General features: G+C 40.0%; 22 protein-coding genes and 1 riboswitch. Of the genes, 1 reads left to right on the top strand and 21 read right to left on the bottom strand.

Translation table 11 applies throughout. The annotated features are described in order from the left end of the window. Positions 1-96: 96 nt before the first annotated feature. The 14 genes from ABES02_RS19530 to ABES02_RS19595 all read right to left on the bottom strand — a co-directional run bounded on the left by ABES02_RS19530 (position 97) and on the right by ABES02_RS19595 (position 11,941). Positions 97-552, bottom strand: a complete 456-nt coding sequence (locus tag ABES02_RS19530) for a DinB family protein (RefSeq protein WP_430138597.1) — start codon at positions 550-552, stop codon at positions 97-99. Between the two features lie 142 nt (positions 553-694). Then, positions 695-1,033, bottom strand: coding sequence for a YolD-like family protein (locus tag ABES02_RS19535; RefSeq protein WP_430138599.1), 339 nt, complete (start codon positions 1,031-1,033; stop codon positions 695-697). A 197-nt stretch (positions 1,034-1,230) separates the two neighbouring features. Beyond that, positions 1,231-2,205, bottom strand: coding sequence for a tyrosine-type recombinase/integrase (locus ABES02_RS19540; RefSeq protein ID WP_430138602.1), 975 nt, complete (start codon positions 2,203-2,205; stop codon positions 1,231-1,233). 689 nt (positions 2,206-2,894) lie between these two features. Then, a complete protein-coding gene (locus ABES02_RS19545) occupies positions 2,895-3,416 on the bottom strand; it encodes a metallophosphoesterase family protein (RefSeq protein WP_430138605.1) in 522 nt (173 codons plus the stop codon). Next, a complete protein-coding gene (locus tag ABES02_RS19550) occupies positions 3,416-4,024 on the bottom strand; it encodes an XTP/dITP diphosphatase (protein WP_430138608.1) in 609 nt (202 codons plus the stop codon). The genes ABES02_RS19545 and ABES02_RS19550 overlap by 1 nt, the downstream gene beginning before the upstream one ends. 153 nt (positions 4,025-4,177) lie before the next feature. Further along, positions 4,178-4,933, bottom strand: a complete 756-nt coding sequence (gene rph / locus ABES02_RS19555; RefSeq protein WP_430138610.1) for a ribonuclease PH — start codon at positions 4,931-4,933, stop codon at positions 4,178-4,180. Positions 4,934-5,034: 101 nt separating this feature from the next. Next, positions 5,035-6,087 carry a GerMN domain-containing protein gene (locus ABES02_RS19560; protein ID WP_430138613.1) on the bottom strand — a complete coding sequence of 351 codons (1,053 nt, stop codon included), beginning with the start codon at positions 6,085-6,087 and terminating at the stop codon, positions 5,035-5,037. 134 nt (positions 6,088-6,221) lie between these two features. Then, a complete protein-coding gene (racE, locus tag ABES02_RS19565) occupies positions 6,222-7,016 on the bottom strand; it encodes a glutamate racemase (protein WP_430138616.1) in 795 nt (264 codons plus the stop codon). Positions 7,017-7,030: 14 nt separating this feature from the next. After that, positions 7,031-7,480 carry a MarR family winged helix-turn-helix transcriptional regulator gene (locus tag ABES02_RS19570; RefSeq protein ID WP_430138618.1) on the bottom strand — a complete coding sequence of 150 codons (450 nt, stop codon included), beginning with the start codon at positions 7,478-7,480 and terminating at the stop codon, positions 7,031-7,033. Between the two features lie 200 nt (positions 7,481-7,680). Then, positions 7,681-7,905 (bottom strand): spore germination transcription factor GerE, encoded by a 225-nt coding sequence (gene gerE, locus ABES02_RS19575; RefSeq protein WP_026572264.1) that lies wholly within the window; start codon positions 7,903-7,905, stop codon positions 7,681-7,683. Positions 7,906-8,040: 135 nt separating this feature from the next. After that, positions 8,041-8,616 carry a class D sortase gene (locus ABES02_RS19580; protein WP_430138621.1) on the bottom strand — a complete coding sequence of 192 codons (576 nt, stop codon included), beginning with the start codon at positions 8,614-8,616 and terminating at the stop codon, positions 8,041-8,043. A 119-nt stretch (positions 8,617-8,735) separates the two neighbouring features. Next, positions 8,736-9,497 carry a succinate dehydrogenase iron-sulfur subunit gene (gene sdhB / locus ABES02_RS19585; protein ID WP_430138624.1) on the bottom strand — a complete coding sequence of 254 codons (762 nt, stop codon included), beginning with the start codon at positions 9,495-9,497 and terminating at the stop codon, positions 8,736-8,738. Positions 9,498-9,517: 20 nt separating this feature from the next. Further along, positions 9,518-11,269: a succinate dehydrogenase flavoprotein subunit gene (sdhA, locus tag ABES02_RS19590; RefSeq protein ID WP_430138626.1), complete on the bottom strand. Its 1,752-nt coding sequence runs from the start codon at positions 11,267-11,269 to the stop codon at positions 9,518-9,520. Between the two features lie 63 nt (positions 11,270-11,332). Then, a complete protein-coding gene (locus ABES02_RS19595; protein ID WP_430138628.1) occupies positions 11,333-11,941 on the bottom strand; it encodes a succinate dehydrogenase cytochrome b558 subunit in 609 nt (202 codons plus the stop codon). A gap of 445 nt (positions 11,942-12,386) precedes the next feature. On the opposite strand from ABES02_RS19595, the gene ABES02_RS19600 reads away from it, so the two are divergent. Next, on the top strand, positions 12,387-12,839 hold the full coding sequence (locus tag ABES02_RS19600; RefSeq protein ID WP_430138631.1) for a YslB family protein: 453 nt from the start codon (positions 12,387-12,389) through the stop codon (positions 12,837-12,839). A gap of 43 nt (positions 12,840-12,882) precedes the next feature. Here the strand turns inward: ABES02_RS19600 and ABES02_RS19605 are convergent, their stop codons facing one another. From ABES02_RS19605 to ABES02_RS19635, 7 genes are all read right to left on the bottom strand, one after another. Next, positions 12,883-14,100, bottom strand: coding sequence for an aspartate kinase (locus tag ABES02_RS19605; RefSeq protein WP_430138633.1), 1,218 nt, complete (start codon positions 14,098-14,100; stop codon positions 12,883-12,885). A 299-nt stretch (positions 14,101-14,399) separates the two neighbouring features. Beyond that, positions 14,400-14,578: riboswitch (Lysine riboswitch) on the bottom strand. Between the two features lie 70 nt (positions 14,579-14,648). Beyond that, positions 14,649-16,421: an excinuclease ABC subunit UvrC gene (gene uvrC, locus ABES02_RS19610; protein WP_430138636.1), complete on the bottom strand. Its 1,773-nt coding sequence runs from the start codon at positions 16,419-16,421 to the stop codon at positions 14,649-14,651. Positions 16,422-16,556: 135 nt separating this feature from the next. Further along, on the bottom strand, positions 16,557-16,871 hold the full coding sequence (gene trxA, locus ABES02_RS19615; protein ID WP_430138639.1) for a thioredoxin: 315 nt from the start codon (positions 16,869-16,871) through the stop codon (positions 16,557-16,559). A 250-nt stretch (positions 16,872-17,121) separates the two neighbouring features. Next, positions 17,122-18,099, bottom strand: coding sequence for an electron transfer flavoprotein subunit alpha/FixB family protein (locus tag ABES02_RS19620; protein ID WP_430138641.1), 978 nt, complete (start codon positions 18,097-18,099; stop codon positions 17,122-17,124). Positions 18,100-18,138: 39 nt separating this feature from the next. After that, complete coding sequence (locus tag ABES02_RS19625) at positions 18,139-18,912, bottom strand: electron transfer flavoprotein subunit beta/FixA family protein (protein ID WP_430138644.1); 774 nt, start codon at positions 18,910-18,912, stop codon at positions 18,139-18,141. 114 nt (positions 18,913-19,026) lie between these two features. Then, on the bottom strand, positions 19,027-19,800 hold the full coding sequence (locus ABES02_RS19630; RefSeq protein WP_430138647.1) for an enoyl-CoA hydratase: 774 nt from the start codon (positions 19,798-19,800) through the stop codon (positions 19,027-19,029). A 22-nt stretch (positions 19,801-19,822) separates the two neighbouring features. Then, the gene (locus ABES02_RS19635) at positions 19,823-20,407 is read right to left on the bottom strand and encodes a TetR/AcrR family transcriptional regulator (RefSeq protein ID WP_430138649.1); all 585 of its coding nucleotides are present in this window, start codon (positions 20,405-20,407) and stop codon (positions 19,823-19,825) included. Between the last annotated feature and the right edge of the window lie 47 nt (positions 20,408-20,454).

The raw sequence follows: 20,454 nt of genomic DNA on the forward strand, positions 1-20,454 counted from the left end.
TGATTGTTGTTAAACTAACCTGCTACCGTTACTTGAAGAAGAAAAAAGCATTACTGTTGCTCCTGTAATGCCCCGTTAGTTCAATTAAATTAAGATTTAGTCGTTTCCCATAATTAAGATTTGCTTGCTAATATGATGCTCCATATGGTTAAGGTAGTCCTGTATAAGCCATTGTAATGTTTTTTGGGTATTCCCAATATCACAAAGATAGGTTAATTTCTCGGCAGGAATATTCATAATGATATTTATCACTTGCTTATTAAGGATTTGAAAAAGAGTCAGTATTTCATCAAGCGGTCTTTCTTGATAATTCTGAACTGCTACCCATTGTTCTTGATTATACGATTGGATGACATAAGGTTGTTCCGTATATTGAATTTTTACAAACCTCTCAATATTATTTATTGCAGAGTCACAAAGATGTCCTAATATCTCTTTTTTAGACCATTTATTTGGTAATGGGCGATTTGATATTTCTGTATCTGACATAGAGTTGTATTTCTTTGGTAATGCTTGTATCCAGTGGTTTATTGCATTAATTATATCCTCCACACTCATACACCCCTTCAATATGTATCTAAAAATCAATATTAGTCTAAAGTCATTAATATCCCTTCTTAAACTAAACTGCCATTTAGTTGAATAAGAAAAAAAACGCCAACCACGTAAGGTTGACGCAATTCGTAATGTCCGCTTAATTAACGACCTTCACTCCGACAACACTATCAAATGCCACCCGCTCAAACTCTCCGTCACTTACTTCTATCCGCAGTTCCTTAGTCAATGGATCGACGAAGTGTATCCGACCAGTTATCTCCGAAGTGTATCCGTCCTCCCATATCGTCAGCTTTATATTGTGGCCGTATTCCATTGCGTAAGCTATCCGCAAGTCAAACTCCTCCGCCTCATGCTCGTCGATAATCGGCTTCCTCATCCGTTCAGTATCCCGCCAAAAGTCACGCTGAGTCTTCGCCAATTCTGGCAACTGAAAAGCGGCTTGCCATTTCGTCATACCACGATCACGTAACGCCATTTCGAATCATCTCCTTTGTTACTATTATATACGAACAAAAGTTCTGTTTGTATATAAAGAGATTATTAAACCACAATATTAATACAGGACTTCCAGAATTCCTCCTCTGGATTGAAAATCATCCTTCTAAGCTAAGGGTGGTTTTTCGCTTTTCATAAAAAAGAACGCCAACCATAAAGGTGACGCACTGGTTATCGTTATAAATATTTACGTAAGTTCTCCGCAACTTCTTCTTTATCTAGGTGTAGGTATTGCGTTGTAACAGCGAGGTTACTATGACCTAACGCCTTAGATATTTCAGCGATGTTTGCTCCCTTATTTAGCAGAGATTTTGCAAATCCACGTCTGAGAGCATGCGGATTAATATTGCGTAATCCAAATTCTTTAGAATACTTATTTAATCGCTTCTGTATGTTATTATGCGTTGGGCTATTGGATATGACTCCGCCTTGTTTCGTAATAAATACGTAATTATTTACTACACCGTATTCTTGTCTTATCGCATCATTCTGACGCACTAGTACTCTTATTAATCGGTGCAGTGTATCATCAAATGGTAGTAGTAACTGATCGTGATTTTTCATGATAGCACCATCAAGTCTTAGTAATTTTTCGTTAAAGTCTATATGCCTATTCTCCAGGTGAACTATTGTATTTATTCGTATCCCCGTTTTAAACATCAATAGAGCAGCTGTAGCGTCTCGTAATTGTACGAAGTCACCTAAGTCTAGCAAGGACAATAACGTTCGAATTTCACGCTCTGTGGCGCCTTCCTTAACGTTACTATCGACTCGAATTGTAATTGGTTTCCAAAACTGCGTATCAATCCATCCATTACTAAAACAGCGTGACAAAAACGCCTTCAAACATTTTAGGCGAGTTAACTTAGTTTGATTACTTACGTCCATTGCGGCCAACCATTCATAAATGGCATCCGCCGTAATTTCGTTCAGATAGGTAACGCCCATTGTTTCAGTGAAATGATGCACGTAGACAGAATAATCGCTAATAGTTCGTGGACGATTTCCACTGATCTCCATTTGGCGAGTAATCGTTGTGAGAGCCTTTTCGATGGTTAATCGATTGGGCTCCGGTTTCCTATGCGATGGCCGCTCGATAAATAAATCGCTCAGGTCCTCCGTGATGGTTAAAACGTTTTTCTTTTTCGACATAAAAAAATCCTCCTAGCATACGCCTAATTTCGAGTCGTTTTCGGATTTGACCGATGCACTGACCGTTTCATTTGGCGTCCTAGAAGGCTTATATATAGCGATATTTTGGTATGTAGTATGGCGTCCCAGGAGAGATTCGAACTCCCGACCGACGGCTTAGCTTACCACTATGACTTTCGTCACCAACAAACGTTGTTTGTAGTCTGGACTATATCTTCACCATTTCAGGTGCGACACGTGTAGTCTCTACGGAACCTCACGATAATCTTAAAAGATTATTTTTCAAAATTCTTACCACTAACAATTGTCAGTCATTCAGAATTTCTTTTCCTTCGGAAAGGCGTAAGTTTCCTCGGTATTACCATCAGCATTATCTGTTAAGGCTTCACCGATATAGTGTCGTCCACTTTATAGGTTCTTGTTTCCCTATAAAGGCTCCTAATTTACTTGAAGGCCGTTGCTCTATCCTGCTGAGCTACTGGGACGTATTTAATTATCAAAGACAAGATTTATTATATTATCCTAATATCTAAAAGTCAACAGGTTTTGTTTATTTTTTTATTTTAAAATAAATAAATTTGTTTAATGCCCGTGGAACCTCTTTTTCTGGTTCACGGGCATTATGAGCTGCCCATAGTGACCACGGGAGATCCTTCCCCCCAGCACGGGCACTATGAACGGCATGATAGTCATTTTTTCGGCAAATTAAATTCCCTGGATAGATCCACTAACTGCCGACCGCTTAATTCAAACACGGACATTTTAATTTTATCATCCAATAAATCTAGGATAACATATGTTTTTTCCAATCGCTCTCGAGGGAGTCGGACGCTGCCTGGGTTTAAGAATAAGGTTCCGTCAATCACTTCGGCCCCTAATACGTGTGAGTGCCCAAAACAAACGATATCGGCATTAACTTCTTGTGCCTTATACTTCAAGTTCATCAAGGAAGTCTTCACAGAATACCGATGTCCATGAGTGATAAAAAATTTCCTCCCTGCAACCTCCGTGGTCGTATCTAATGGGTACCCGCCGCTAAAATCACAGTTTCCCATTACGGTCAAATACCCGGAAATGGATTTATCATCAGGCATTAATTGTGAATCACCGCAATGAATTAGCAAGTCTACCTCATTTATATGTCTTTCCCGTAACACTCCAAGCTCCTTCGTCAAACCATGACTATCGGATACAATTAACACCCTGCTCATCACTTGTCAGGTCTTTCTAAAATACTATCAAGCACGGCATCTAGTTTCTTCAATGCGTTAGCTCGGTGACTAAGACTATTTTTTTCATCAGAAGATAGCTCAGCCATAGCCAGACCCTTTTCAGGCACATAAAAAACCGGATCATAGCCAAATCCATTCGTACCTCGCTTCTCTTCTAAAATACGACCTTCACAAGTGCCAGACACTGTAAAGGTTTCTTGCCCTGGAACCGCAACAGCTAAAGCACAATAAAAGCGGGCTGTTCGCTCAGCTTCTGGTACACCTTTTAATTCGGAAAGCACTTTGTTCGTATTGTTCTGATCATTCTTTGGCTCACCCGCATAGCGTGCGGAGTAGATTCCTGGCCGTCCTTCTAGGGCATCCACTATTAAGCCAGAATCGTCGCCAATGACCATTTTATTTAATGCCTGCGAAACTGCCTCCGCTTTCAAAATAGCATTTTCCTCAAAAGTTGATCCGGTTTCTTCGACCTCAGGGATTTCTGGAAAATCAAGTAGCGTCCGTACCACAATCCCCCTAGGGGCAAAAATATGCTCAAATTCTTTTGCTTTTCCTGGATTTTTAGTAGCTATTATAACTTCTTTCATCTAAATCTCCTCTTTAACAATAAAATTATCATTATTGATTCAAACTCAGCATTGCTTATCTGCGAAAATTTCCACTTTATCTGCGGAACTAGACATTTTATCTGCGAAAAAACATACTTTATCTGCGAAATAAAAGCCGCTCAATAAATCGGTCTATTTTTTTCTCCGACTTTCAATTTTCTTCGTAATCTCTTCTCCGAGTGCCGCTTTTTGGTGTTCAAACAGTTCCATTAGACCTTCTTGCGCTGCACCCAGCAAGCCTTGTAGCTGTTCATAAGAAAAAGTCGATTCCTCGCCAGTCCCTTGTAATTCCACAAACTCACCGTTGCCTGTCATTACGACATTCATATCGACATGTGCCTTGGAATCTTCAGCATAGTTTAAGTCGAGTACAGTTTTTTCGCCCTGTAAAATTCCTACACTCGTGGCCGCTAAAAAATCGGTAATCGCGAACTTTGAGGAAGACTTTTTCTCGGATAAAGCATTCAAGGCATGTGCCATCGCAACAAATGCACCTGTAATTGAGGCAGTTCGGGTACCACCGTCCGCCTGAATGACATCACAATCAATCCAGACTGTTTTTTCTCCCAGTGCATGGAGGTCAACTACCGCACGCAGTGCCCTTCCAATTAACCGCTGTATTTCCATCGTCCGTCCGGAAACCTTTCCTTTAGAAGACTCCCTGATGTTTCTTGTTTCCGTTGCTCTTGGGAGCATCGAGTATTCGGCGGTAATCCAGCCCTTCCCTTCGCCTCTCATAAAGGGTGGTACACGATCTTCGATGCTGGCCGTACAAATCACCTTTGTATTGCCAACAGAGATAAGAACAGAACCTTCTGGATGCATTAAATAGTTTGTTTCAATATGTATCGGCCTAAGCTGTAATGGCTCCCTGCCATCAACACGCATAATAAACGCCTCCTTCATTTACTACTATACCAAATAAAGAAGAGGCGGCCTAAAAGCCAACCTCTTTCATTGTCACTATATAGTATAACAAAAATTATTTTTTAAAAACTACCTGTATTGACTTTTTCTGGACGAGTTACCGGTTCAGATAATTTTTTGCCTTTATCATTTTTTAATTCTGCCTTGCCTTTAACTTGGATGGCTACTTTTTGAATATTCTTTTGTTCTGTTAAGGAAAGAACGAGCGCATTTAATAGTGATTGTGAAATTTCTTTTTCTTCAAAGCTGCCGTAAATATTTTCATTGAAGTTTAAGGTAACCTGACCATTGACATTTTTAGGATCCTCTAGAAGCTTCACATCAGACATAAATTCAGAAACAAGGTTGGATTTTTCGCTAGGGCCTTGGATCAATTCATTCACAACTGCAACAATATTATTCTTTTCCTTATTGCTAACACGGCGAGTAACCGGAACGTAGTAATAAGAACCTTCTTCCCCGCCAATGTAATAGACAGTTACTGGTTTGGTGTTAGTAATATCTACTACATCTGTTGTATCAATATTAATGCCTGATGCTCTAGAAAGATGCTCACTGATCGGAGTTCCTTTTACAGGCATTTTTGTAAGTGGGGTCCCATTCATCTTAAGCGCAACGGATTTAACATTGTCAAATTGAGTTAGTGTCCAAGTGACTGATTGAAGAATCTTCATTTCATCTTCAGCCTTATAATTCTTAAATTCTTTTGAAAAATTAACCGTTGCGACGCCGTCTTTATCAATATTAACTGAAATATCTGTGTCCTCAGGAATGACAGCCCGGAAATCATTAGGCAGCATGTCAGTTACAGGACCGTTAACGACTAAATATTCAAGCGCCAGCTTGGCCACTCCTGGTTCTTTTGGAAGCGCTAGTGTTTGCGGTACGACATAGCCATTTTTATCAATTAAATATAATTCTGTTTGAACAGTATTTTTCGCATTTTCCTTCTTAGCAGCGGTTGTTTCCTTAGCTTCTTTTTTATCCACAACCGTTGTTGTTTTTGGCGGATCAATTTTCTTTTGTGTTTCTCCGCCAAACAAGCCGCAGCCGGAAAGCAGCACAGTTGAAGTGAGCACAGTTATTCCAAGTATCTTTGCTTTATTTTTAAACAAATAAATTCCCCCCTAAGACTGTTTGTACTAATATGTATACGAGCCTAGGAAAAAATTAGACCGTCTTAGGGCAGAAAAATAGAACATCTATTAAAAATTTTTCATAAAAAAATAGAGTTCTCTAATTGAGAACCCTAAAGTTTGATTTTTTTCACTTCGGTTATTGGGATTCCCAGCCATTGCGAAGCAATTTTTGAAAAAATCCGCCTTGAACCAGTTGTGCAAAATTCATGCTCTGGTTCTTCCTCACTCGTTTCTAGCAAGCCGTTATATTGTAGAATTGCACTTATCTCCCTTGCAGTTTCATCGCCTGAACTAATCACACTTACACTGTCACCCATCACATTTTTAATGAGTGGTTCAAGCAAAGGGTAATGGGTGCACCCTAATATTAACGTGTCTAATTGTTGATTCTGAAGCGGTTTTAAGGCCTCATCGATTATTTTTTCCGCGATGGGTCCGTCAAACTCACTACTCTCAACAAGAGGGACAAATTTTGGGCAAGCCTGACTGGTCACAAAAAGTCGGCTGTTCAGTGATTTTAGTGCTTTTTCATATGCCCCACTTCGGACCGTCCCCTCTGTACCGATAATGCCAACCCGGTAATTTTTCGTTCTCTTGATGGCAGCACGAGCTCCAGGATTAATGACACCTAGAACCGGAATCGATAATTCCTTACGAATTTCATCAAGAGCGGCAGCGGTTGCGGTATTACAAGCGATAACAAGCATTTTAATATTTTTTTGTAATAAAAAGGTGGTCAATTCCCACGTGAATCTTTTTACCTCTCTGGTTGTCCGAGGACCATATGGGCAGCGGGCAGTATCCCCCAAATAGATGATTTTTTCATTAGGAAGCTGCCTCATGACCTCTTTGGCTACGGTTAAGCCTCCCACTCCAGAATCAATGACACCAATTGGTTGTTTCAAATTTCTCGCCTCTTTTAACGCATTTCCTGATGCAGTTTTATCAAGCTTTTGTGAAGGAATTGAATTTCTTCGTTCGAGAAATCAACTAGTACGTCTTCCAAATACACTTGACGCTTTTTAATCACTTCATCGATAATTCTTTTGCCTTCTTCAAGCAAATGAATTCGGACAACGCGGCGATCGCTTGGATCTTTGACCCGTTCAACAAGGAGATTTTTCTCCATGCGGTCAACGAGATCTGTAGTGGTGCTGCAAGCCAGATACATTTTATTCGATAGGTCACCGATGGTCATGTCCCCATCTTCAAACAACCATTGTAAGGCAACAAATTGCGGGGGAGTTATTTTATAATTGCTAAGCATTTCTCTCCCTTTTTGTTTAATGATTCCAGATATATAACGTAAATCCTTTTCGATATTGGCGACAATTTCCCCGTTTATTTTTTCGGTATTTTCGAGTTTCATTATCATACACTCCTATAAAAAAGCTTCTCCTCAAGACAGGATTCTATATATTTACATTTACATAACATAATAACGTTTTAATGCTTGTACTTATTTTCTACTTTTTTTAAAAAAATTTCAAGTTGTAATCATTATGAGACCAATGATTTTCATTTTCTAATAAATAATGAACCGGCCTCCATTACGGATGCCGGTCATTTTTAAAGTTCTAGCTCTCCCATTCGAAGGAGCTCTACAACAGCTTGTGAACGCCCCTTTACACCAAGCTTTTGCATGGCATTCGAAATATGGTTCCGAACCGTTTTTTCGCTTATAAAAAGTTCACCAGCGATTTCCTTAGTGGTTTTGTCCTGTACTAACAGTTCGAATACTTCTCTTTCGCGTTTGGTGAGTAATGGCTTGTGAGTATAATCATTCTCCTTCAAGTAATGTGACCCTCCTTGCCTTCGCCAGTTATGCACCGGGGGTGGGTATATATTTAGTCACCATATCATATGTGCATAGGGCGTATGGAGTGACTATATTTCTTTAAAGGAAAATAAAAATACAAATTTATGATTTTACCTTAGTTTTGCGTAAATTATATACCGTTTAGGAGCATTCCCAACATACCTGAACGGATAACATGTCGTCAGGATCAATTCTTCCTTCTCGTGCTGGAGAGTGATTATGCTGGTATCATCTGACTTAACAATTTTTGTATGGGTAATTTCATAGGTATAGTTGCCATATGGCATTTGCATCTTTAAGGTGTCGCCAATTTTCAAATCACCTAATCGGCGGAAAACCGTGTCTCTGTGTCCGGATAAAACAATTTGCCCGTTATCGCTCGGATAAAAAGAGCCTTTATAATGTCCGACACCCTTCTCTAAATCATCAGGGTCTGTGCCTTCCACAATCGCCAGCTCCGCTTTAATTTTAGGAATGACCAAAAGGCCTGCCGTATCTCCTACCTTTGGTGGAGTATAATTTTTTCGAGCTGCTTCAGCATTATTATCAGGCTGCTCTAGCACCATCTTTTTAGCTTCTTTTAGCGATGCCCCCGTTTGGTATTTTCCATTTATATATTGCCAACCGCCAATTCCTAAAAGAATGAGACCGATAAAAATGATTAGTAGCGGAAACTTTGCTTTCACTTTATATACCTACCTTTTATATTCGGCATTTTAGTCTTGGATATAAGTATATTAAGGAATTCAATTTAAAAAACCAAAAAACCTTCTTCCCATAATAGAAAAGAAGGTTCATTGCAATATTATTGATGGTCGCTTCCAAAGAATCTTCTAAATGATTGGATCGTTGTATCACGATTCAATGCTGCAATAGAGGTAGTCAATGGAATACCTTTCGGACATGATTGAACGCAGTTTTGCGAGTTACCACAGTTTACAAGTCCACCATCACCCATTATCGCTTCTAGACGCTCTGCCTTATTCATTGCCCCTGTTGGATGGGCGTTAAAGAGCCGAACCTGTGATAATGGCTGGGCACCAATAAAGTTTGATTTGCTGTTAACATTCGGGCATGCCTCTAGGCAAACACCGCATGTCATACATTTAGAAAGTTCGTATGCCCACTGGCGCTTATTCTCCGGCATACGTGGACCAGGTCCTAGGTCATATGTTCCATCGATAGGAATCCATGCTTTAACTTTCTTTAACGCATCAAACATACGGCTACGATCAACCTGAAGGTCACGGACAACCGGGAATGTGCGCATTGGCGCTAAGCGGATTGGCTGTTCTAATTGATCAACGAGCGCGGAACAAGATTGGCGCGGCTTTCCATTGATAATCATGGAACAAGCACCACAAACTTCCTCTAAACAGTTCATATCCCAAGTAATTGGGGTAGTAGCTTGTCCATTTGTATTTACAGGATTTTTACGAATTTCCATCAGTGCGGAAATAACATTCATATTCGGACGATAAGGAACTTCAAAGGTCTCCTCATACGGTGCAGCATTTTCGCTATCCTGACGTTGGATAATAAATTTGACTACTTTCTTTTCAGACATTTTTTCCTACTCCCCTTTCTTTAGTGTTTTGTTGTGTAATCGCGCTTCCGCGGCTTAATTAAGGATACATCGATGTCCTCATAATGGAAAGCAGGAGCAGACTTAGAATCAACAAATTTAGCCATCGTCGTTTTCATGAATTCCTCATCATTACGCTCTGGGAAATCAGGCTTGTAATGCGCTCCACGGCTTTCATTACGATTGTAAGCACCAATTGTAATAACGCGAGCCATTTGCAGCATATTTTGTAATTGACGTGTGAAGGCTGCACCTTGGTTGCTCCATTTTGAAGTATCGTTAATATTAATATTTTGATAACGCTCTAATAGCTCTTGGATCTTTTCATCTGTTTTTAACAGCCTATCATTGTAACGAACAACCGTTACATTATCTGTCATCCATTCACCTAGTTCTTTATGAAGAACGTAAGCATTTTCAGTTCCACTTAAGGACATGATGGAGTTCCACTTTTCTTCCTGCTCTTTCACATGGCGGTCAAAGACAGAGGAAGAAACTGCATCGGAGCTCTTTTCAAGTCCATTGATATATTTAACTGCATTTGGTCCTGCAACCATTCCGCCGAATACTGCTGAAAGCAAGGAGTTTGCTCCTAAACGGTTGGCACCGTGCTGTGAATAATCACATTCCCCGGCAGCAAAGAGACCTTTAATATTTGTCATTTGATCATAATCAACCCATAGTCCGCCCATTGAATAGTGAACAGCTGGGAAAATTTTCATTGGAACTTTACGTGGATTATCACCCATGAATTTTTCATAAATCTCGATAATTCCACCAAGTTTAACATCTAATTCATGCGGATCCTTATGGGATAGATCAAGGAATACCATATTTTCGCCGTTGACGCCGAGTTTTTGATTTACACAGACATCAAAGATTTCACGTGTCGCAATATCACGAGGCACAAGGTTTCCATACGCAGGATATTTTTCTTCAAGGAAGTACCATGGCTTACCATCTTTGTAAGTCCAAATACGTCCGCCTTCTCCACGAGCAGATTCACTCATAAGGCGAAGCTTGTCGTCCCCAGGAATGGCTGTAGGATGGATTTGAATCATTTCACCGTTCGCATAATAAGCACCTTGCTGATAAACAATTGACGCAGCAGAGCCAGTGTTAATAACCGAGTTTGTTGATTTTCCAAAAATAATTCCAGGGCCTCCAGATGCCATAATGACAGCATCAGCAGCGAATGAGCGAATTTCCATTGTTTTTAGGTCTTGTGCAACAATACCGCGGCAAGTGCCTTCGTCATCGATAACAGTTCCTAAGAACTCCCAGCCTTCGTACTTTGTTACTAATCCGTCCACTTCATGGCGGCGGACCTGCTCATCCAATGCATAAAGTAATTGCTGACCAGTTGTAGCACCAGCAAAAGCTGTACGGTGGTGCTGTGTACCACCAAAACGACGGAAGTCTAAAAGCCCTTCAGGAGTCCGGTTAAACATAACACCCATCCGGTCAAATAAATTAATGATTCCAGGTGCCGCATCGCACATTGCTTTAACTGGCGGCTGGTTCGCTAAGAAATCTCCGCCATAAATGGTATCGTCAAAGTGAATCCATGGGGAGTCACCTTCACCTTTTGTATTTACTGCTCCATTAATACCGCCTTGGGCACAAACAGAGTGAGAGCGTTTAACGGGAACTAGAGAAAACAATTCTACTGGAGTTCCTGATTCTGCAACCTTAATTGTTGCCATCAAGCCAGCTAATCCGCCGCCGACAATGACCACTTTACCCTTACTCATCTGACTCACTCCCTTAATCCAAAATCCAAAAATTTTTATCCGAACAATTTTAAATGTGAATTATTAAACAAACGCTAATAAAGTAGAAATTCCAATGTAAGATAGTGCTAAGAAAATCACGATTGTCACGTATGTAGTAATGACTTGTGAACGTGGGGATACAGTGATACCCCAGCTAACCAAGAATGACCATAATCCATTCGCAAAGTGGAAAATAGCTGAGATAATCCCCACAATGTAAAAGCCAAACATAAATGGTGAAGATAGAATATCTTGCATCATTTGAAAATTAACTTCATGTCCAAACGCTGAAGCTACACGTGTCTCCCAGATATGCCAAGCGATAAAGATCAGCGTGATGACACCAGTAATACGTTGGAGCAAAAACATCCAGTTTCTGAAGAATCCAAATCTGCTAGTGTTATTTTTCGCTGTAAAAGCAATATAAAGCCCATATATTGCATGAAATAACAATGGTAAATAAATAATAACAGTCTCAAGGACGTAGCGGAAAGGAAGATTCCCCATAAAGTTTGCAGCTTTGTTGAAGGATTCAACTCCCACTGTTGCATAATGATTGACTACCAGGTGCTGCATAAGGAATATCCCAATAGGAATAACCCCAAGCAATGAATGCAATCTCCGATTGAAAAACTCTCGATTACTCGCCATACATTTACCCCCTTTTAATTTGTAAAAATGATGTTAAGCCCTTTTCTTTTTTTCCTTTAAAGAATATGTAACCTAGCACCATTGTGACAATAATGTGACATGTCCATTTTACTCCCATCATCCTAGAGCGTCAAGAAACCGGATACATAAATCTTTGGTTAAAATATAAAATTTTTAAAATATATTGATATTATAATAGAATGTAAGCGCATTCATTTATAGCTTGGTTTTATTTGATAAATAACCTAGATTCTCACATAAAAATTACCAACATCTTACGGTTGGAAATTATTATTTTTAGGAAATGATAATTATGATGGTAAATAAGTTATGATATTGCAAAATAACAAAAAATCCCTTCAAAATGTTAGCACTATTTTATAAAAACGCTACTGAATTGTAACACAGTTTGTATATAATAGAATGGTAGAAAGAGGGGAAACAAGTGAAAGATAGTATCGTCGTTGAGCGTCAGATCCAGACTGATGAACCTAGAAACATATCCATTTTCGGTTATGAACTAGTCAGAGAAATCCTTTTACCTGAGATTTTAGGAAAAGATACTCCCGAAATTTTATATTGGGCCGGAAAAAGGCTTGCACGAAAATTTCCATTATCCGATTATGATCAACTAGTTGAATTTTTTATCAATGCCTCTTGGGGCCAACTTAACATCAAACATGAAAGTAAAAATCAAATTGAGTTTGAACTTGCTAGTCCACTACTAGTATCACGTGTCAAATCAAAAGCAGAAAACTTTTTTCAGTTAGAAGCTGGATTCCTTGCCCAGCAAATCGAGTTGCAAAAAGAAGCTATCGCCGAAACATTTGAACACCCAGCAAAAAAATCCAACATTATCCACTTCACGGTTAAATGGGACAAAAAAGATCAAATATAAAATAGAGTCAGGTACTGTCATTGAAAGTGCCTGACTCTCTTTTTTAGTTTTTCCCTAGTTCAAAAGCATCGTGCAGTACTTCTACTGCTTTTAGCATATTTTTCTCTTCTACCACTGCTGATACTTTGATCTCAGAGGTGCTGACCATTTTAATAGCGATGTTGTTCTCAGCAAGAACGGCAAACATTTTCGCCGCCACACCTGGATTGGAAATCATGCCCGAACCAACAATCGATACTTTTGCTAATTTATTTTCTGCATCAAGTTGCTCATAGCCAAGAACGGACTTATTGTTCTCTAAAACCTTTAATGTTTCAACCCAATCATTGGTATGGAGCGAGAATGACAGATTGGCTGTACCAGCCTCTGTTGTACTTTGAATAATGATATCTACGTTGATGTGATTCTGAGCAAGTGTGGTAAAAATAGTAGATAAACTCGTTAATGAATTCTTAAGACCTAACACGGTTACTTTCGTAATCTCATCTTCGAATGCGACCCCGCGGACAACTAAATTTTGTTCCATTGTTGCTTCCCCCTCAATGACTGTACCTTCAATTTTTTCCATACTTGAGCGAACTTCTAAGCGTACATTGTAGTTCTTTGCAAACTCCACTGCTCTTGGATGCAGCACTCCTGCCCCTAAATTAGCAAGTTCGAGCATTTCATCATAGGAAACGGATAATAATTTACGAGCCTTTTTCACATATCTAGGATCTGTTGTGAATACCCCGGTTACATCGGTATAAATATCACACTTATCGGCTTTTAAAGCGGCAGCTAACGCCACAGCTGTTGTGTCAGATCCACCTCGGCCCAGAGTAGTGATCTCGCCATCCTCAGTAATCCCTTGGAAACCGGCAACAATTACGACTTTCCCCTCATTTAGCCGCGTTTCGATTGATTGTGTATTGATTTTTGAAATCCTTGCATTTCCATGTACAGGCTCGGTAACAATTCCTGCCTGCCATCCTGTATAGGAAACAGCCTCAAGACCTTTTTGATTTAAAGCTATGCTCAATAACGCAATAGTCACCTGCTCCCCAGTCGTAAGCAGCATATCCATTTCCCGCTTATTTGGCTGATCGGAAATTTCCTTTGCTAAGTTAACAAGCTGATCTGTCGATTTGCCCATTGCAGAAACGACGACAACTACCTTATTTCCTCTTTTGGTTTCTTCTCTCACACATTCTGCTACATTTAAAATTCTATCCACACTTCCGACAGAAGTACCTCCGAATTTTTGTACAATAAGCCCCATGTTCGTTTTCCCCTACTTTCAAGTGATTGCTATAGTTTTCCCTATAATTGGTTGTGTTAAAGGTGAATGTTGATTTTGAAACCTTGTTGATTGGAGCGGAAGGCGCAAGACTCCTGCGGGAGTACGGAACAGGGGAGACCCCGCAGGCGCTTCAACGCCGAGGAGGCTCCCCGAACTGCCCGCGAACCGCTCGCGCCTGGGCGGAAATCAACAAGCAAGTTCGACACAGCCAAAAAAATAAAAAAGCAATGAGAGGGTATCTCATTGCTTAATAAACACAAAAAAAACTTGCGCCTACAAGATAAGATAGCTCTCCAAGACCATTCGTCTTGACAATCCAGTATTTATTCAATACAGGACCAGCAAAGAAAGAAATGAGACTTTCTCCACTTCGGCGAACATCCCCTTTCAAGGTTCATCATGGAAGCTCATCCTTCTCAGAACCTTTACTCTTGAAGCTCGCACCTCTACCTTCACTTTAGTACGTAAAAGTGATAGTAAATTAAATTTTCACTTATTATAGCATGATAGTTTTCAGCTGACAATCCTTATGACTGAAGTTTTTTGAGTAATTCTTCAGCAACATCCTTAGGAATTCCAATCGCCCTAAACTCTTCGATGCCAGCTTCTTTCATTTTTTTCACGGAGCCAAACTGCTTTAACAATAATTTTTTTCGCTTCTCGCCAATTCCTGGTATATCATCGAGTAAGGATTGGAAGGCACTTTTTCCACGGATCTGCCGATGGAAGGTAATCGCAAAGCGGTGAACCTCATCTTGAATTCTTTGCAGCAAATAAAACTCCTGGCTGTTTCGCTCTAATGGGACAATTTCTAATGGGTTGCCATACAGTAATTGAGAGGTTCGATGTTTTTCATCCTTTACAAGACCTGAAAGAGGAATATCCAAGCCTAATTCATTTTCTAATACATCACGTACGGCTTCTACATGCCCCTTTCCGCCATCAATTATAATTAAATCGGGCAGTGGCAGTTCTTCTTTAAGTGCCCGTGAATATCTTCTTCGGGTAACTTCCCTCATTGACTCATAATCATCGGGCCCTATGACTGATTTAATCTTATATTTCCGGTATTCTCGTTTGTTTGCTTTCCCATCTGTAAAAACAACCATCGCCGAAACCGGGTCGGTTCCTTGAATATTGGAATTATCGAAAGCCTCGATGCGGTGCGGTGTATAAATTCCGAGGAGTTCCCCCAGGTTCTCCACTGCCTTAATTGTTCGTTCTTCATCTTTTTCAATCAGAGAGAACTTTTCATTCAAGGCAATTTTGGCATTTTTAATGGCCATTTTTACAAGATCCTTTTTTTGCCCTCGCTGCGGCTGTAACACTTTTACCTCAAGAAGCTGCTCCGCCATATTTAAGTCCACTTCGTCTTGAATGAGAATTTCCTTCGGTTTAAAGTGGTTTGTTTTTTGATAAAACTGACCCAAAAATGTGAGGATTTCTTCCTCTGGTTCATTGTAAATTGGGAACATGGATACGTCACGTTCAATTAGCTTTCCCTGTCGTACAAAGAAGACCTGTACGCACATCCAGCCTTTATCGACCGCATAGCCAAACACGTCTCGATCCGTAAAGTCTGTCATTGTAATTTTCTGTTTTTCCATAATCGTCTCAATATGGACGATTTTATCTCTAAAATCCTTTGCCCTCTCAAAATCTAACTCTTCTGCCGCCACCGTCATTTTTTCGGTTAATTCTTTTTTTATTTCCTTATAACCCCCGTTTAAAAAGCGGGTAATTTCATCGGTCATTTCTTTATATTGTTGTTCAGTTACTTCATTGACACATGGTGCAAGGCACTGCCCTAAATGATAATAGAGGCATACCCGGTCAGGAAGTGTCGCACATTTGCGAAGCGGATAAATTCGATCCAGCAGCTTTTTTGTTTCATTTGCTGCAAAAACGTTTGGATAGGGACCGAAATATTTACCTTTATCTTTTTTTACTTTTCGAGTGATGATTAATTTCGGGTGTCTTTCTGCCGTCAGTTTAATAAATGGATAGGTCTTGTCATCCCGCAGCATGACATTATATTTCGGATCATATTTTTTTATTAAATTTAATTCTAGTATTAAGGCTTCAATATTTGAGGAAGTGACGATGTATTCAAAGTCTTCAATCTCTTGGACAAGCCTTAGCGTTTTCCCGTCGTGCGACCCTGTAAAATAGGACCGGACACGGTTCTTTAGTATTTTAGCTTTCCCGACATAGATGATTGTTCCCTGACGGTCTTTCATTAAGTAGCAGCCAGGCTGGTCAGGCAGCAGTGTCAGTTTTTGCTTAATCATTTCATTCATTCCGGCCACTCCACTCCGTTCGTTTTCTTTATCTATCTTTAAAATTTTAAAACAATCGCACCATAAAGGAAAGTGGAGACTCCTGTAAAAAAATAAAAACCCTAGCCAGGATATTCTGGCTAGGGTCGTAAATTCTTAAACGTGCTTTTGTAACACGCCTGCTAGAGCATCTTTTGGTTGGAAGCCGACCACTTTATCGACAACTTCACCATCTTTGAAAACAAGTAATGTTGGAATGCTCATAACGCCGAAATTAGCAGCTGTTTGAGGATTCTCATCGACATCAAGCTTCGTAATTTTTACTTTATCGCCCATATCTAGGTCAAGTTCCTCTAATACAGGAGCGATCATTTTACAAGGTCCGCACCATGGTGCCCAAAAATCTACAAGAACAAGGCCTGAGCCTGTTTCAGTCGTGAAGTTTTGATCTGTTACATGTGAAATAGCCATTTTTATATTGACCTCCTAATTAATAATGAAATACTACGGAAAGTATAACATCGTTTGTTTGCTCATGCTAATAATCTGTTTCGCAAATAAAAGCGAGCGGAACATTCCGCTCGCCCGCTTTTTTATTGGCAAGCTCCAGCGCCTAGGGGCTCTTTGGTCTAAGCCAATCGGCAAGAAGGTTAAAAAGCAACCTTCACACCGGATCGTCTTATGCTTGTCGCCCCTGGACAAGGCGCTTCCGCTCTTCTTATTATGAGTGAACTTTAAGCTTTTTAAACTCTTCAGTTAATAATGGCACAACTTCGAACAAGTCGCCAACGATTCCGTAATCTGCTACTTTAAAGATGTTTGCTTCAGGATCTTTGTTGATTGCCACGATTACTTTTGAGTTAGACATACCTGCTAAGTGCTGGATAGCACCAGAAATTCCGCAAGCGATGTACAGGTCAGGAGTTACAACCTTACCAGTTTGACCAATTTGTAAGGAGTAATCGCAATATTCGGCATCACATGCACCGCGGGAAGCTCCAACTGCTCCGCCTAAGACTTGAGCTAATTCTTTCAGTGGTGCAAAGCCTTCTTCACTCTTTACACCGCGTCCACCTGAAATAACTACTTTGGCTTCACTTAGGTCAACACCTTCGCTTGCTTTACGAACTACTTCTTTAATAATCGCACGAAGGTCTTTGATTTCTACAGATAGAGAGGATACCTCACCGCTTCTGCTTTCATCCTTTGCTAATGGAGCAATGTTATTTGGACGAACCGTAGCAAAAATTAAACCGTCGGTTACAATTTTCTTTTCAAAGGCTTTACCGGAGTAAATCGGTCTTGTAAAAACAACATTGCCGCCAGCCACTTCAACAGCTGTAGCATCCGAGATTAAACCGGATTGAAGTTTACCAGCGATTCTTGGTGAAAGGTCTTTTCCAAGCGCAGTATGACCAAATACCAAGCCTTCTGGTTTTTCTTGGTCAAGCACTGCTAAAAGTGCTTGAGCATAACCATCAGATGTATATTGCTTTAATTTTTCGTCTTCCACAACCACAACGCGGTCAGCACCGTATTGAACTAATTCAGCACCTAAAGCGCTTACAGCATCGCCAACTAAAACACCAACAACTTCTCCGCCCTCTGCGACTGTTTTCGCTGCAGCTACCGCTTCGAAAGATACGTTACGTAATGAACCGTCACGAACTTCTCCTAATACCAATACTTTTCTAGACATTCCATTTCCCTCCTGCAAACAATTTTTATGAAATTTCGATTAAATTACTTTTGCTTCTGTATGAAGTAGGTGAACAAGTTCTTTAACCTGATCATTCAAATCGCCGGATAAAACCTTTCCTGCTTCTTTTTTCGCAGGCAGGTAGATTTCGATTGTTTTTGTTTTTGCTTCTACATCGTCTTCTTCAAGATCAAGGTCATCCAATTCCAATTCATCAAGCGGCTTCTTTTTCGCTTTCATAATTCCTGGTAAGGAAGGATAACGCGGTTCGTTAAGACCTTGTTGTGCTGTAACTAATAGAGGAAGGCTTGTTTCGATAATTTCTGAATCACCTTCAACATCACGGGTAACGGTTACATTTGTGCCGTCGATTTCAAGCTTGGTAATGGTAGTAACGTAAGGAATGTTTAACAGTTCAGCAACACGCGGGCCAACTTGACCAGAACCGCCGTCAATTGCCACATTGCCGCCTAAAATTAAATCAGCATTTTTATCTTTTAAGTATTCAGCAAGGATTTTAGCTGTTGTAAATTGATCGCCGTTTTCAACATCGTCTTCAGTATTAATTAGGACAGCTTTATCAGCACCCATCGCAAGAGCTGTGCGCAACTGCTTTTCTGCTTCTTCAGTGCCAACAGAGATAACCGTTACTTCTCCGCCATTCGCATCGCGAACTTGGATTGCTTCTTCAATCGCATATTCATCGTAAGGATTGATGATAAATTCAGCGCCATCCTCATTGATTTTTCCACCGGAGATCGCAATTTTTTCTTCAGTATCAAAGGTTCTTTTCATTAATACATAAATGTTCATGGTTACCCTCCTAATAAAATTTCGAGCATTCGCTCAGTTTGAAAGATTAAGAAAATTTTTTCGAAAAAAATTTTTTAGAAAACCTTCTTGAGCAGAATGACCACTCAAAGAAGTTTATTCACCTTTAAATTGAGGCTCACGTTTTTCAATGAAGGCTTTAATTCCTTCTTGAGCATCCTTGGATACAAAAACTTCACCAAAAAGTTCAGCTTCTCGTTTGGTACCTTCGTAGAATTCTTCCGTTTTGGCATAATTTAAAAGTTCGATTGCTGCTTTAATAGAACCAGGGCTTTTCTTGGCGATTTTTTTAGCCAGCTTATAGGCATTTTCTAAAACTTCATTTTCAGGAAAAGCACGAGTTGCCAAGCCAAATTGAACCGCTTCCAAACCTGTAATTGGCTCCGAGGTAAACAGCATTTCTGCCGCTCTGTCAACACCTACATATTTCGGTAAACGCTGCGTGCCTGCAAATCCAGGTATTAAACCAAGTTGAAGTTCTGGGAGACCAAGTTTTGCTGTTTCACTTACATAGCGGATATGACAAGCCATTGCAAGCTCTAAACCGCCACCAAGGGCTGCACCGTGAATCGCAGCAATAATTGGTTTTGGAAACTTTTCCATCCGATCAAACAAATCTTGCCCGAACTGGCCAAGGTTTGTAAAGCCTTCAGATGTAGAAACTGTTGTAAATTCTTTAATATCAGCACCTGCTGAGAAAAAACGTCCCTCCCCATGAATCACAATGACTTTAATTTCACGGTTCGGTTCAATTTCATCCAGTACGGCCGACAATTCCCTTAATAATCCTGATGATAGGGCATTTGCCGGAGGACGTTCAATGGTAATTGTTGCTAATCCATCCTCATAAGACCATTTTAAATACTCCATTTTTTCCCCTCCTTAACCTTAACTACCGGCTTCCGCAGCCATTAATTAATAGACGATGGACTGGGGCCGCCAATGCCTTCAAATCATATCTTACCTCATTCATCACCCAGGATGTAACAGTTTCATCAATCGTACCGAAAATCATCTGCCGGGCGAGACGCACATCGAGGTCGCTTGAAAACTCACCTGTTTCTTTCCCTTCAATAAGGATCTTATCAATTAAATGCAAATATCCTTTTAGAACATCATTTATTCGTAAACGAAGCTCTTTATTGGATTGACGTAATTCCAATTGGGTTACGATTGCCATGTGATAGTCATCCGATAAGAGTTGGAAATGAGTTTCAACCATCATTAATAACTTCTCTGCCGCTGTCTGTTTTCCTGCTATTTTTTCTTCAATTTTTTCAACGAAATAACCCATTTTTTCTTCAAAGAGAGAGATAAGGATATCTTCCTTGTTCTTAAAATAAAGATAAATAGTACCATCAGCCACTCCTGCCTGTTTCGCAATTTTTGAAACCTGAGCCTGGTGGTAACCATTTTCAGCAATGGCAATAACAGCGGCATCAATAATTTGCATATACTTTGGCTTACTTTTTTTCATAGCTATCCCTCCTTTGAAGAAAACTGATATACTTTAATAAAGTCAAT

Origin of the sequence: Neobacillus pocheonensis (assembly GCF_050477905.1) — a bacterium.
Classification (GTDB): Bacteria; Bacillota; Bacilli; order Bacillales; family Cytobacillaceae; genus Neobacillus; species Neobacillus pocheonensis_A.